Here is a 14,615-nt window from a genome sequence, read left to right as displayed (position 1 = left end):
ACAAATATAGTTTCTAAAATGATTCGGCATCTTTTTTTATACTGTCAAAGGAGATTGCACATGCGCGCCCTGGTTCTTGAACAACAGGATGGATTAACACTGCCCCGGTTACGTAATATTGATCCGGCACAACTCCCCCCCGGCGATGTCACCGTCAATATCAATTGGTCCAGCATCAATTATAAAGATGCGCTGGCCATCACCGGCAAAGGTAACATTATTCGTCAGTTTCCGATGGTGCCCGGTATTGACTTCGCCGGCACCGTGAGCCACAGCGACAGCGACCGTTTTCAGCCGGGTCAATCCGTCATTCTAACAGGATGGGGCGTGGGTGAAAATCACTGGGGCGGGCTGGCTGAACAGGCGCGGGTAAAAAGTGACTGGCTGGTCGCTCTGCCTCAGGCGCTGGATGCCCGCCAGGCGATGGTCATTGGCACTGCGGGTTTTACGGCGATGCTATGCGTCATGGCGCTGGAGGAAAGCGGCGTCATGCCGGAAAGCGGCGATGTCGTTGTGACCGGTGCCAGCGGAGGCGTCGGCAGTACCGCCGTGGCGCTGCTTTCCGCGCTGGGCTATCAGGTCGCGGCCATCAGCGGCAGAGCCGGCAATACCGGGTATTTACAAGCGCTCGGCGCAAAACAGGTGCTTGATCGCCATGAATTCAGCCGCGATGCGCGTCCTCTGGAAAAACAGCGCTGGGCAGGCGCGATCGACACTGTAGGCGGCAAAGTGCTGGCAACGTTACTGGCGCAGATGGATTATAACGCCACTGTCGCGGCCTGTGGTCTGGCGGGCGGGGTTGCGCTACCGGCAACGGTGATGCCTTTTATCCTGCGCAATGTTCGCTTACAGGGTATTGATTCGGTAATGACGCCACCGCCGCGCCGCCTGCAAGCTTGGCGGCGTCTGGCCACGCTGCTGCCCCCGGCTTTCTATCAACAGGTGACTCACGAGATCGCGCTGGACGCGGTGCCCGCCGTCGCCATCGCGCTGTTGGAAAACAACGTGACGGGCCGTACGCTGGTCAAAATCAGATAACCCACTCCACCTGCCGTAAGAATATCTCCGCAGATAAGGCCAGTATTAAGCTGCTAATTGCTACGATATGGTTATAATGCTCGACTTTAATTTTTCAGCGCCGGACAATTTTCACACGAAAGGTGACAAACGAATGGCTTCGCGCTATTTTGTGCGACACCGTTTTTACAATCCGGGCGAATCGCGGGAGATAGCAGCACAATGGCCGAAAAGTTTCACATTTTGCTTTTGAATGGTCCTAACCTCAATCTGCTGGGCACCCGCGAACCGGACAAGTACGGCAGCACGACGTTGCCTGAGATTGTCAGCCGCCTGGAAGCTCAGGCGCAGGCGTTGAATATCCGGTTTTCCCATCTGCAATCCAATGCGGAACACATCCTGATCGATAGCATCCATCAGGCCAGAGGAAATACGGATTTTATTTTGATTAATCCGGCGGCGTTCACCCATACCAGCGTTGCCCTGCGTGATGCTCTGCTAGCGGTAGCCATCCCGTTTATCGAAATTCATCTGTCCAACGTGCATTCGCGCGAAGCGTTCCGTCATCACTCCTACCTTTCTGATATCGCGGTAGGCGTGATTTGCGGGCTTGGGGCAGAGGGTTATCACTATGCTTTACAGACAGCGGTAAAACGTCTGTCAACCTCCAATTAAACAAGAAGAGTACGGAACCACATCCATGGATATTCGTAAAATCAAAAAACTGATCGAACTGGTTGAAGAGTCCGGCATCGCCGAACTGGAAATTTCTGAAGGTGAAGAATCAGTACGTATCAGTCGTGCCCCGGTAACGCCAAGCTACCCGATGATGCAGCAGGCCTATGCGCCCATGATGCAACAGCAACCGGCTCTGGCCGCCGCCGTCGCGCCGGCCGCGGACACGGCTGCACCTGCACCTGCCGCCATCAGCGGTCACATCGTTCGTTCTCCAATGGTGGGTACGTTCTACCGCACCCCAAGTCCTGATGCCAAAGCATTTGTCGAAGTGGGCCAGCAAGTAAATGTCGGCGATACGCTTTGCATTGTGGAAGCCATGAAAATGATGAACCAAATCGAAGCCGACAAAACGGGCGTGGTCAAAGCGATTCTTGTCGACAACGGTCAACCGGTTGAATTTGACGAGCCACTGGTTGTCATCGAATAACGAGGCTTACCATGCTAGATAAAATCGTTATCGCGAACCGCGGAGAGATTGCGTTGCGCATTTTGCGCGCCTGCAAAGAGCTGGGCATCAAAACCGTTGCCGTTCACTCCAGCGCGGATCGCGATCTGAAACACGTACTACTGGCGGATGAAACCGTGTGTATCGGCCCGGCGCCGTCCACCAAAAGCTATCTGAACATTCCGGCAATCATCTCCGCCGCGGAAATTACCGGTTCGGCGGCGATTCACCCCGGTTACGGTTTTCTGTCAGAAAACGCCGACTTTGCCGAGCAGGTTGAGCGTTCAGGCTTTGTTTTCATCGGGCCGCGTGCCGATACCATCCGTCTGATGGGTGATAAAGTCTCCGCCATCAACGCCATGAAAAAAGCCGGCGTACCTTGCGTGCCGGGTTCCGACGGCCCGTTAGACGGCGATATGGATAAAAACCGCGCTTTTGCCAAGCGCATCGGCTATCCGGTGATTATCAAAGCGTCTGGCGGCGGCGGCGGTCGCGGTATGCGCGTGGTTCGCAGCGATAAAGAGCTGGAACAATCCATCAATATGACCCGTGCGGAAGCCAAAGCCGCTTTCAACAACGACATGGTCTACATGGAGAAATACCTGGAAAACCCGCGTCACGTGGAAATCCAGGTACTGGCTGACGGCCAGGGCAACGCGATTTATCTGGCTGAACGTGACTGCTCAATGCAGCGCCGCCATCAGAAAGTGGTGGAAGAAGCCCCGGCGCCGGGCATCACCGACGAACTGCGTCGTTTCATCGGCGACCGCTGTGCGAAAGCCTGTATCGATATCAATTATCGAGGCGCGGGTACGTTTGAATTCCTGTACGAAAACGGCGAGTTCTATTTCATTGAAATGAACACCCGTATTCAGGTGGAACATCCGGTCACCGAAATGATTACCGGCGTGGATCTGATCAAGGAGCAATTGCGTATTGCCGCGGGTCAGCCGTTGTCCATCAAACAGGAAGACTTGATTGTGCGCGGCCACGCGGTCGAGTGCCGTATCAACGCCGAAGACCCGAATACCTTCCTGCCGAGTCCGGGTAAAATCACCCGTTTCCACGCGCCGGGCGGTTTCGGTGTGCGCTGGGAATCGCATATCTACGCCGGTTATACCGTACCGCCGTACTATGATTCCATGATCGGCAAACTGATCACCTACGGTGAAACCCGCGAGGTCGCGATTTCCCGCATGAAGAACGCGCTGGCTGAGCTGATTATTGACGGCATCAAAACCAACGTCGATCTACAGATGAAGATCATGAACGATGAAAACTTCCAGCAAGGTGGCACCAATATCCACTATCTGGAGAAGAAACTCGGTTTGCACTAAATCTTCGCGGTTCTCCCGGAAGGCCGGCTTAATGCTGGCCTTCCGCCATTAAGCCGCAAGAAAACCTTACGATCTGGGTGTCATAACGACACGAATATCCGCCGATGACGCCTGATAGGGGGCAGAGGTGATCAGCAACCCCACGCCGGTTTCGGCATAACGTTGAATGGTTTGCAAATTGACACCACCCGCCGCCGAAACGATGCACGCCGGGGCGTGTTGCTTAACATGAACCACAATGGCCCTGACTTGTTCCGGCGTAAAATTATCGAGTTGCAGGATATCCGGTTGCGCGGCGAGCGCCAGGAGTGCCTCATCGGGATTATCCACTTCGACGATAATCTCTTTCTCCGGCGCGGCGTTGCGCAAACAGGCTACGTGCGTTGCCCAGTCATCAGGATTTGATAAAAAGCGGCGATGATTGGTAAACAGCAGTATGGTTTCCGCACAGCCCAGACGATGGACGATACCGCCTGCGGCCACGACAGCCAGCGTCGCAAGCAGTTTGGTTCCGGGGATGGTTTTCCGCGTACAGGCAATCTGCCCGGACGGAACATAGCGGCGATACACTTCTCTCATCTGCGACAGATACTCACTGACGCCACAGCACCACTCCAGGACGTTTTGCGTGACTTTCCACCCCTGATGCAACGCCGCCGCATTCCCCGTGGCGGATAACAGCGCCTGCCCAGGTTGAATGCGCTCTCCGTCCTGAACCCGATAGGTAATCTGCAACCCCAGTTTTTGCAACAAACGCTCGGCTACGGGTATCCCACTGACACATCCCCCCTGACGATGAAAAAACGTGATATCGCCCGTTATTTTCTCAATCCCCAGCGCCCGGGTGGTTAAATCCCCGTATTGAATGTCCTCCAGCAAAAGCTGGTCGAGAAAAGTCTCTGGAAGGTAGATCATCTCACATGCTCCGTTAGCGCCGATTATCGTTATGTATTTTTTTATATTACGCTTCAAATTATCCACGTACGGCGCTACGGTCAATCACCAATGACCTACTTTTCACCCTGTGAACGTCTTGCCTGAAAATCGAATCTGAGCAGGCCCCCCGCCCAAACAACGCTTTTGTCTTTCTGACGCAATTAATTACTAGGCAATTGGCTCACATGCCGTAAAATTTCCGGTTTTGTCATACTTTCACCCAATCAATGCCATTGCTCCGGCTTAACGTGGAGAGAAAAATGGATACACGTTTCATTCAGGCGCACCGGGAGGCCCGCTGGGCCTTCATCCTGACGCTGGCTTATCTGTTCGCCTGGATTGTGGCGGCTTACCTGCCCGACAGTACACAGGGCATAACCGGCCTACCCCACTGGTTTGAAATGGCCTGTTTGCTGCTACCGCTGATTTTTACGCTATTGTGCTGGCTGATGGTGCGCGTCATCTTCCGCGATATCTCTCTGGAGCATGACGATGCAAAATGAAGTGCTTTTGCCGTTGCTGGGCTACCTGCTGCTGGTTTTCGGACTCTCGGTATACGCGTACCGCCGTCGGCAGGCCGGTAACTTTCTTAACGAGTATTTCCTCGGCGGGCGATCAATGGGCGGCTTTGTGCTGGCAATGACCCTGATCGGCACCTACGTCAGCGCCAGTTCGTTTATCGGCGGACCGGGGGCGGCCTATAAATATGGGCTGGGCTGGGTACTGCTCTCCATGATTCAGTTGCCCGCCATGCTGCTGTCGCTGGGCATTCTGGGGAAGAAATTCGCTATTCTGGCCAGACGTTACAACGCCATCACGCTTAACGACATGCTGTTCGCCCGCTACGGCAGTCGCCTGCTGGTGTGGTTTGCCAGCATCAGCCTGCTCGTTGCCTTCATCGGCGCGATGGCGGTGCAATTTATCGGCGGCGCGCGCCTGCTGGAAACCGCAGCCAACATTCCCTACGATATCGGCCTGCTGATTTTCGGCGTGACTATCGCCCTCTACACCGCCTTTGGCGGCTTTCGCGCCAGCGTGCTGAATGACGCCATGCAGGGCATCGTGATGTTGATAGGCACGGTGATTCTGCTGGCGGGCGTGATCTACGCCGCAGGGGGGTTACACAGCGCGGTGGAAAAACTGCAACAGATCGATCCTGCGCTGGTCACGCCGCAGGGAAGCGATCAGATCTTGTCGATGCCCTTTATGGCGTCATTCTGGGTGCTGGTCTGCTTCGGGGTTATCGGCCTGCCCAATACGGCCGTGCGCTGCATCTCCTATCGCGACAGCAAGGCGCTGCACCGCGGCATTATCATCGGCACCATCGTGATCGGCATCCTGATGCTGGGCATGCATTTATCCGGCGCGCTGGGCCGGGCGGTTATGCCGCATCTGACCATCCCGGACCAGGTGCTGCCGGCTCTGATGGTGACCGTTTTACCGCCGCTGGCCGCAGGCATCTTTCTCGCCGCGCCAATGGCGGCTATCATGTCCAACATTAACGCGCATCTGCTTCAGGCCTCCGCCACGATAATCAAAGATCTCTATCTCAACGTGCGGCCTCAGCAGATACACAACGAGCGCCGTATCAAACGCCTTTCCAGCATGACGACGCTGTTACTAGGATTACTTGTGCTTGCCGCTTCCTGGCGGCCGCCGGAAATGATTATCTGGCTCAATCTGCTGGCGTTCGGCGGTCTGGAAGCCGTGTTTCTCTGGCCGCTGGTGCTGGGTCTGTACTGGGAGCGGGCCAATGCGACAGGCGCGCTGAGCGCCATGTTCAGCGGCGCCGTTTGCTATACCATACTGGCCAGCTTCAATCTCCAGCCGGCCGGTTTCCATCCCATTGTGCCATCGCTGCTGCTGAGCCTGATGGCGTTTATTGTTGGTAACCGGTTTGGTCATCAGACCCCGCAAACGGTTACCGCCTCAACTTCACTTTAAAATGTAATAGAGACTGCTATGCCGTGGATTCAACTGAAAATCAATACGTCCGGTAACCATGCCGAACAACTGGGTGACACGCTGGTGGAAAGCGGCGCCGTGTCCGTTACGTTTCAGGATAGGCATGATACGCCGGTGTTTGAACCGCTGCCGGGCGAAACCCGTTTGTGGGGTGATACGGATATCATCGGCTTATATGACGCAGAAACCGAGATGGACGAGGTTATCGCTATGCTGGAGCAGGAACCGCTGCTGGGAACCGGTTTTAAATACAAAATTGAACAGTTGGAAGATAAAGACTGGGAACGCGAATGGATGGACAACTTCCACCCGATGCGTTTTGGCGAGCGTCTATGGATATGCCCAAGCTGGCGGGACATACCCGATCCGACCGCCGTCAATGTTATGCTCGATCCGGGGCTGGCGTTCGGCACCGGCACTCACCCAACCACCGCACTCTGCCTGCAATGGCTGGATGGGCTGAATCTCCAGGGCAAAACCATTATTGATTTCGGCTGTGGTTCCGGCATTCTGGCCATCGCCGCGCTGAAATTGGGCGCCTCTCGCGCTATCGGCATTGATATCGACCCCCAGGCTATTCAAGCAAGCCGCGATAACGCGCAAAGAAATGGCGTCTCCGACCGTCTTGAACTCTACCTGCCGAATGAGCAGCCTGTCGACCTGTCGGCCGACGTCGTGGTTGCCAATATTCTGGCCGGCCCGCTGCGTGAACTGGCGCCGCTTATCAGCGATCTGCCTAAATTCGGCGGTTATCTCGGTCTGTCGGGCATATTGGCGACGCAGGCCGGCAACGTTGCGGAAGCCTACGAAGAGAAATTCAACCTCGATCCCGTCGCGGAAAAAGAAGAATGGTGCCGTATCACGGGCCAGCGCAAGTAACCGTTCAGAACGCCAATCCACTGTAACCGGCAATACAGTGGATTCTGCCTCGCTCTCTCGCCTTCACCCCCGCCATATCCTGTTGCCGGAACGGTTCGCCGTCACTGCCGATAAATCAGGTAGCATCACCGATTTTTCTCCGAACCATCAAAGCATTACTCTGTCAAACCCACCGTCAAATTGAAAATTTCGGCTAATAATAGCGTTGCATACAGATAAAATTCTGTTACCAAAGGAATATAATTTAGAGCACAAAATAATCACAAGCACTCAACTTATTGTTAAATATAGATAATATATCCTTTCCCTCTCTCGAACTGCATTTTCCATGATCGATAGCGGCTGATTGGTCAAAGTTTGGCCTTTCATCTGGCTTAAAAAATGCGTAATATACGCGCCCTTACAGACACAGTATGGTCACTCTTTGTCTATGCGCATTGGACAACTTCAGCTTACCAATCGCCTGATAGCCGCCCCGATGGCCGGCATTAGCGATCGCCCGTTCAGAGCACTCTGTCATGCGATGGGCGCTGGAATGACCGTGTCCGAAATGCTCTCTTCCAATCCGGAAGTCTGGCGTTCAGACAAGTCACGTTTGCGTAGGGTACATAGTGATGAACCCGGAATCAGAGCCGTGCAGATTGCCGGTTGTGACCCGGACGAGATGGCGGCGGCGGCCAGAATCAATACGGATTTCGGCGCGCAGATCATCGACATCAATATGGGCTGTCCGGCCAAGAAGGTGAACCGCAAGATGGCGGGATCTGCATTATTGCAGTACCCGGATCTGGTAAAACAGATCCTCTCGGCGGTAGTGAAAGCGGTAGACGTACCGGTAACACTGAAGATCCGTACTGGTTGGGCGCCAGAGCACCGTAACTGTGTAGATATTGCCAAATTGGCTGAAGATTGTGGTATTCAAGCTCTGACCATTCACGGACGCACACGTGCGTGTCTGTTCAATGGTTCGGCGGAATACGACACGATTCGGACAGTTAAGCAGGCCGTTTCCATTCCCATTATTGCGAATGGCGACGTGACTTCCCCGCATAAAGCCAGAGCGGTTCTTGATTACACCGGGGCAGACGCCCTAATGATAGGACGAGCCGCTCAGGGAAGACCCTGGATCTTTCGGGAAATCCAGCATTATCTGGACACAGGGGAGTTGCTTGCACCAATGCCGTTGGCGGAGGTTAAGCGCTTGTTGATCGAGCATATACGGGAATTGCACGACTTTTATGGTCCAGGCAAAGGATTTCGTATCGCTCGTAAGCACGTATCCTGGTATCTCCGGGAGCATGCCCCAAACGACCAGTTTAGGCGCACATTCAACGCCATTGAGGATGCCGGCGAGCAGCTGGAGGCGTTGAAGGCATATTTTGAAAATCTTGCGTAAACAGAAAAAGAGCTGACAGAACTATGTTCGAACAACGCGTGAATTCTGACGTACTGACCGTTTCCACCGTAAACTCTCAGGCTCAGGTAACCCAAAAACCCCTGCGCGACTCGGTTAAACAGGCACTGAAGAACTATTTTGCCCAACTGAATGGTCAGGACGTTAATGATCTCTATGAGTTGGTATTGGCTGAAGTTGAACAGCCGCTGTTGGACATGGTGATGCAATACACCCGCGGCAACCAAACCCGTGCTGCCCTGATGATGGGTATCAACCGTGGCACCTTGCGTAAGAAACTGAAAAAATACGGCATGAACTGATTTTCGTTCATCACCGATCGTTCCTTAAGGGCGCTGATGCAACATTGTCAGCGCTTTTTAATGACCATTCTCCAACCCTTTATCGGCCAAATAACTTCTCTCATCCGTCTACGTCGTCAGGTAATATCCACCTCAATCCATAGCGCCGTATGACGCAAACCGCGGTACTCCATGAAGTCACCTCAGCTAACGGCACGACTGGTTCGGACCTCATTAGCACGGTGCTTTATTGGTGAATCCTCGAGCAACAATGGCCGCAACAGCATGCGGACACTATATGCGTTGTTGATATAACCCATTGCTTTATTATGATTAGTAAAAACACAGGACATAACGTAGATTCGCTTCGTTTAACGCTAATAATGGCGTAACACTTTATGATGAGGTTTTCATAATGAAGAACATCAGTTTTGCTTTACTGACTGGCGCGTTGCTCGCTACCAGTGTATTTGCGCAGGCGCAAGATGACCTCAGCGCGATCAAAGCTGCCGGTGTCATCAAAATTGGAACAGAGGGTACCTACGCACCTTATACCTACCATGACAAGTCAGGTGAACTGGTTGGTTTTGATGTGGATGTCGGCCGGGCCGTTGCCGAAAAGTTGGGCGTCAAAGCGGAGTTTGTCGAAGGCCGTTGGGATGGGCTGATCGCCGGCATTGATGCCAAACGTTATGATGTGGTCATTAATCAGGTCGGCGTGACCAAAGAGCGCCAGGCCAAGTATGATTTCTCTAAACCCTATATTGAGTCAAAAGCCGTACTGATTACCCGAGGCGACAATACTACCATCAAGGATTTCAGCGATCTGAAAGGGAAAAAATCCGCTCAAAGTCTAACCAGTAATTACGCAAGGCTTGCCACCAGCCACGGAGCGGATATTGTCCCGACAGACGGCTTTAACCAGTCACTGGATCTGGTCCTCAGCGGCCGCGCCGAAGCCACGTTAAATGATAATCTGTCCTTTCTCGACTTCAAAAAACACAAGCCGGACGCCAATGTTAAAATCATCGCCACCTCCCCTACCGGCGAGCCCTCTGCTATTTTGGTCCGCAAAAATCAGCCTCAACTAGTCGATGCGTTAAATAAAGCGCTGGATGAAATCAACGCGGATGGCACCTATAAAACGATATCTGTGCGATACTTCGGTGAGGATGTTTCCCAATAACCGCCCTGCTATCGGAGCCATTTTTTATGCCGCCCTGGCTACAACTTATGGCAGACTCCTTTTGGAGTCTGCTGTCTGCTGGACTTAAATTCACTGTCCCCCTTGCCATTCTTTCCTTTATATTCGGCTTGGCTGTTGGCGTGATGGTTGCGCTGATACGTCTTTATGGCCCGAATCCGCTGAAGTGGCTGGGAGATTTCTACGTTTGGGTGATCCGCGGAACACCGCTGTTAGTGCAGCTTTTCCTCATCTTTTACGGGCTTCCCAGCGCCGGTATCACACTCGATGCATTTCCCGCCGCATTAATTGGCTTTACCATCAGCGTCGGCGCCTACAGTTCTGAAATCGTGCGGGGAGCCATCCTGTCGGTTCCCAAAGGCCAATGGAACGCCGCTTACTCACTTGGCATGAACGGTACACAGGCAATCCGCTGGGTCATCTTTCCGCAATCCGTTTTTGTATCGCTGCCTCCTTTATCCAACACGTTTATCTCGTTGATTAAAGACACATCTCTTGCAGCCGTCATCACCGTCCCAGAAATGTTCCTATCCGCACAGCGGATTGTTTCCGTCACTTATGAGCCGCTGATTCTCTATATTGAGGCCGCCTTGATCTACCTGATGTTCAGTACCGTACTAAGCCAGTTGCAAGTGAGACTCGAAAAGTATTATCAACGCCATATTGAACGTTAATTCCCTGTTTCCCAACTGGAACGAGCGGCGCTAAAAGGTATTACATCACCTTTAGCGATTGCTTTACTCAACACTGCCGCGCATCAAAGGTTTACCAATCATCACTGTCACTTTTTTGCACCAAAATAAAGCAACACGAGTATCTTGCCTTTATTTTGGTGCATCAATACTTCTCGGGCACTGCCGATCAAGAGAGCTTATTCCCAATATTTATATTTATTATCATATAGATAAATAGTTGGCATCTTGTTTGCTAGCTCTTGCCACGGCGGTAAGCCGACTGACAGGAATGGTGCACCATAAATTGTGCCCCGCGTCACAACAGCATATAACTTTAGCCACTAGGATGATTATGAAGAGAATGATTATGTCTACTCTGGTTGCCGGCGCTTCATTGTTCGCCGCGATCAACCAGGCTCATGCTGGCGCAACTTTGGATGCGATTCAGAAAAAAGGGTTTGTACAGTGTGGTATTAGCGACGGTTTACCCGGCTTCTCTTACGCAGACGCCAGTGGCAAATACTCAGGTATTGATGTTGATGTATGCCGCGGCGTGGCTGCCGCCGTATTTGGCGATGCGAACAAAGTAAAATTTACCCCTCTGACCGCCAAAGAACGTTTTACCGCCCTTCAATCCGGGGAAGTTGATATTTTGTCCCGCAATACAACCTGGACCTCTTCTCGCGATAGCGGCATGGGTATGCTCTTTACCGGCGTTACCTACTACGATGGCATCGGTTTTCTGACTCACAATAAAGCCGGGTTAACCAGCGCAAAAGAGCTGGATGGCGCAACCGTTTGTATTCAGGCCGGTACAGATACTGAACTGAATGTCGCTGACTATTTCAAAACTAATAAAATGCAGTACACCCCAGTGACATTCGACCGTTCTGACGAAAGCGCCAAAGCACTGGAATCCGGTCGCTGCGATACGCTGGCTTCCGACCAATCCCAACTCTACGCACTGCGTATCAAACTGAGTAAGCCGAGCGAATTCGTTGTTTTACCAGAAGTGATCTCTAAAGAACCGCTGGGCCCGATTGTCCGCCGCGGTGATGAAGAGTGGTTCTCTATCGTTCGCTGGACGCTGTTTGCGATGTTGAACGCCGAAGAAATGGGCGTAACGTCCCAGAACGTCGAGCAACTGGCGGCAAAACCAATTACGCCGGATATGTCTCACCTGCTCGGCCATGAAGGCAACTATGGTAAAGACCTCAAATTACCTAAAGATTGGGCTTTCAAAATCATCAAACAAGTCGGCAACTACGGTGAAATCTTTGAACGTAACGTCGGTATGGGCAGCGAGCTGAAAATCAAGCGCGGTCTGAACGAATTGTGGAATAAAGGCGGTATCCAGTACGCACCAGCCGTACGCTAATCACCTGTGGAACCGGGTGCAGCCAAAGGCTGCACCTTCTGTATCCCCGTTATTGAGGCTTCAACATGCTACAACGCCCAACCGTGAAAAGTGATTTATCACTGACGAATCCAGCGGTGCGCGCCTGGCTTTATCAAATCATCGTTGTTATCGCTGTATTAGCTACCGCTGGTTACCTGTTACACAACACCGTGACTAATCTAGCCCAGAGGGGAATCACATCTGGATTCGCCTTTTTAAATAACACGGCGGGATTTGGGATCGTCCAACATCTGATTGATTATCAACAGGGCGATACCTACGCGCGTGTTTTTCTTGTCGGATTATTCAATACGCTGTTGGTGTCAGCCTTGTGCATTTTTTTCGCTTCTTTCCTTGGTTTCATCATTGCACTGGCACGCTTGTCTGATAACTGGCTGCTGCGAAAAATCTCCACCGTCTACATCGAAATCTTCCGTAATATTCCGCCACTATTGCAGATCTTTTTCTGGTACTTTGCCGTACTGCGCAACTTACCCGGACCACGGCAATCCATTAATGCCTTCGATCTCGCTTTTCTCAGCAACCGCGGCTTTTATCTGCCTGCTCCAGAAGCGGGACCGGGAGCAATAGCATTCAGCCTTTCCATTGTTATTACGCTGATTATCGCGATTATTGTCTCTCGTGCTAATAAACGCTACCACGCACTAACGGGTCAGCAACGGAAAACCTGGCCCGTGGCTTTGGGCTTATTGGCCGTATTGCTCGTCCTAAGCCACCTGGTTTTCGGCCAGGCGATACATTGGAGTGTGCCTGAATTAAAAGGGTTCAACTTCCGAAGCGGAATGGTATTAATTCCTGAACTAGCAGCCTTGACTCTGGCTCTTTCGGTTTATACCTCATCGTTCATTGCTGAAATCATTCGCTCAGGAATTCAGTCCGTTTCTCATGGTCAGCATGAGGCTGCACGCTCTCTGGGTCTGCCAAACCCGATAACCCTGCGCAAAGTTATTCTGCCTCAGGCATTGCGGGTCATTATTCCTCCGTTGACCAGCCAGTATCTCAACATCGTCAAAAACTCCTCGTTGGCAGCCGCTATCGGTTACCCAGATATGGTTTCTCTGTTCGCCGGTTCGGTGCTAAACCAAACCGGTCAGGCAATCGAAACCATCGCCATTACGATGTCGGTCTACCTCATCATCAGCCTACTGATATCCCTGTTGATGAACTTATATAACCGCAAGATTGCGCTCATTGAGCGTTAAGAGGGCTTATGACGATGATTCAACCTATTCAGACCCGTCAGGCTCCTCTTTTCAGAGCGATCCATTGGGCTCGACGAAATCTTTTTTCCAGCATTACCAATAGCCTGCTCACACTGTTTTGCCTGTGGCTACTGTGGATTGCCATTCCTCCGTTATTAAATTGGGCAATATTTCAGGCAAACTGGATCGGTACAAGCCGTGATGACTGTACACGAGACGGCGCATGCTGGGTCTTTATCCATGCCAGAATCAGCCATTTCATGTATGGCCTTTATCCGGCAGAAGAAATCTGGCGCATTAATTTTGCGCTGGTCATTGGCCTACTCAGCATCCTGCCAATGTTTTTGCGCAGTATTCCACATCGTGGACGCTACATTGCAATCTGGGCCGTTGCTTATCCGTTGATCGCCTGGTGGTTGCTTTACGGTGGATTTGGCGGCCTTCCTCGTGTGGAAACCCGTCAATGGGGCGGATTGACGCTAACATTGATCATTGCTGCGGTTGGCATCTCTGGCGCGCTGCCACTGGGTATTCTGCTGGCGCTGGGACGCCGTTCCACACTGCCTGTCGTTCGTATGCTCTCTATTGTATTCATCGAGTTCTGGCGCGGTGTTCCGTTGATTACCGTACTTTTCATGTCCTCTGTCATGCTGCCGTTATTTTTAACGGAGGGAACCAATATTGACAAGCTGCTGAGAGCGCTGGCGGGAGTCATACTTTTCCAGTCTGCCTATGTCGCCGAAGTCGTCCGGGGCGGCTTACAGGCATTACCGAAAGGCCAATATGAAGCAGCAGAGTCACTGGGATTAGGTTATTGGCGCATGCAAGGGCTGGTCATTCTGCCACAGGCGCTGAAAATGGTGATTCCTGGATTGGTGAACACCATAATTGCGCTGTTTAAAGATACCAGCCTGGTGATCATCATTGGTTTATTCGATCTCTTTAGCAGTATTCAACAGGCAACTGTCGATCCAACCTGGCTTGGTATGTCGACAGAAGGCTATGTTTTTGCCGCAATGATCTATTGGATCTTTTGTTTCAGCATGTCGCGCTACAGCCAACATCTGGAAAACCGTTTTAACACCGGACATAAGTCGCACTGA

15 protein-coding genes are annotated in these 14,615 nt (G+C 52.2%); 14 read left to right on the top strand and 1 reads right to left on the bottom strand.

The features are described 5' to 3' along the window. Positions 1-60: 60 nt before the first annotated feature. The 4 genes from acuI to accC all read left to right on the top strand — a co-directional run bounded on the left by acuI (position 61) and on the right by accC (position 3,537). Positions 61-1,038 (top strand): acrylyl-CoA reductase (NADPH), encoded by a 978-nt coding sequence (gene acuI, locus EH207_RS00970; protein ID WP_137712336.1) that lies wholly within the window; start codon positions 61-63, stop codon positions 1,036-1,038. Between the two features lie 201 nt (positions 1,039-1,239). Continuing rightward, positions 1,240-1,692 (top strand): type II 3-dehydroquinate dehydratase, encoded by a 453-nt coding sequence (gene aroQ / locus EH207_RS00965; RefSeq protein ID WP_137712335.1) that lies wholly within the window; start codon positions 1,240-1,242, stop codon positions 1,690-1,692. A gap of 25 nt (positions 1,693-1,717) precedes the next feature. Continuing rightward, positions 1,718-2,182, top strand: coding sequence for an acetyl-CoA carboxylase biotin carboxyl carrier protein (gene accB / locus EH207_RS00960; RefSeq protein ID WP_137712334.1), 465 nt, complete (start codon positions 1,718-1,720; stop codon positions 2,180-2,182). A gap of 11 nt (positions 2,183-2,193) precedes the next feature. Beyond that, positions 2,194-3,537 carry an acetyl-CoA carboxylase biotin carboxylase subunit gene (gene accC / locus EH207_RS00955; protein WP_137712333.1) on the top strand — a complete coding sequence of 448 codons (1,344 nt, stop codon included), beginning with the start codon at positions 2,194-2,196 and terminating at the stop codon, positions 3,535-3,537. A 66-nt stretch (positions 3,538-3,603) separates the two neighbouring features. Here the strand turns inward: accC and modD are convergent, their stop codons facing one another. Next, the gene (modD, locus tag EH207_RS00950) at positions 3,604-4,452 is read right to left on the bottom strand and encodes a ModD protein (protein WP_137712332.1); all 849 of its coding nucleotides are present in this window, start codon (positions 4,450-4,452) and stop codon (positions 3,604-3,606) included. Positions 4,453-4,733: 281 nt separating this feature from the next. On the opposite strand from modD, the gene EH207_RS00945 reads away from it, so the two are divergent. The 10 genes from EH207_RS00945 (at position 4,734) to EH207_RS00900 (ending at position 14,615) form a co-directional block, all read left to right on the top strand. Then, complete coding sequence (locus EH207_RS00945) at positions 4,734-4,976, top strand: YhdT family protein (RefSeq protein ID WP_137712331.1); 243 nt, start codon at positions 4,734-4,736, stop codon at positions 4,974-4,976. Further along, positions 4,966-6,417 carry a sodium/pantothenate symporter gene (gene panF, locus EH207_RS00940; protein WP_137712330.1) on the top strand — a complete coding sequence of 484 codons (1,452 nt, stop codon included), beginning with the start codon at positions 4,966-4,968 and terminating at the stop codon, positions 6,415-6,417. Before EH207_RS00945 ends, panF begins: the two co-directional genes overlap by 11 nt. Before the next feature lie 18 nt (positions 6,418-6,435). Beyond that, complete coding sequence (gene prmA / locus EH207_RS00935; RefSeq protein ID WP_137712329.1) at positions 6,436-7,317, top strand: 50S ribosomal protein L11 methyltransferase; 882 nt, start codon at positions 6,436-6,438, stop codon at positions 7,315-7,317. 430 nt (positions 7,318-7,747) lie between these two features. Next, positions 7,748-8,713 carry a tRNA dihydrouridine synthase DusB gene (dusB, locus tag EH207_RS00930; RefSeq protein ID WP_137715219.1) on the top strand — a complete coding sequence of 322 codons (966 nt, stop codon included), beginning with the start codon at positions 7,748-7,750 and terminating at the stop codon, positions 8,711-8,713. Between the two features lie 23 nt (positions 8,714-8,736). Beyond that, on the top strand, positions 8,737-9,033 hold the full coding sequence (fis, locus tag EH207_RS00925; RefSeq protein WP_012883002.1) for a DNA-binding transcriptional regulator Fis: 297 nt from the start codon (positions 8,737-8,739) through the stop codon (positions 9,031-9,033). Between the two features lie 394 nt (positions 9,034-9,427). Next, positions 9,428-10,198 carry an amino acid ABC transporter substrate-binding protein gene (locus EH207_RS00920; protein ID WP_137712328.1) on the top strand — a complete coding sequence of 257 codons (771 nt, stop codon included), beginning with the start codon at positions 9,428-9,430 and terminating at the stop codon, positions 10,196-10,198. 26 nt (positions 10,199-10,224) lie between these two features. Next, positions 10,225-10,890, top strand: coding sequence for an amino acid ABC transporter permease (locus EH207_RS00915; RefSeq protein WP_137712327.1), 666 nt, complete (start codon positions 10,225-10,227; stop codon positions 10,888-10,890). Positions 10,891-11,242: 352 nt separating this feature from the next. Beyond that, complete coding sequence (locus EH207_RS00910; RefSeq protein WP_137712326.1) at positions 11,243-12,268, top strand: amino acid ABC transporter substrate-binding protein; 1,026 nt, start codon at positions 11,243-11,245, stop codon at positions 12,266-12,268. 65 nt (positions 12,269-12,333) lie between these two features. Beyond that, positions 12,334-13,512, top strand: coding sequence for an amino acid ABC transporter permease (locus EH207_RS00905; protein WP_137712325.1), 1,179 nt, complete (start codon positions 12,334-12,336; stop codon positions 13,510-13,512). A gap of 8 nt (positions 13,513-13,520) precedes the next feature. Continuing rightward, positions 13,521-14,615 carry an amino acid ABC transporter permease gene (locus EH207_RS00900; protein ID WP_137712324.1) on the top strand — a complete coding sequence of 365 codons (1,095 nt, stop codon included), beginning with the start codon at positions 13,521-13,523 and terminating at the stop codon, positions 14,613-14,615.

This window comes from Brenneria rubrifaciens, assembly GCF_005484945.1.
In the GTDB taxonomy this organism is placed as follows: domain Bacteria; phylum Pseudomonadota; class Gammaproteobacteria; order Enterobacterales; family Enterobacteriaceae; genus Brenneria; species Brenneria rubrifaciens.
This window is presented reverse-complemented; position numbering and strand designations above follow the sequence as displayed.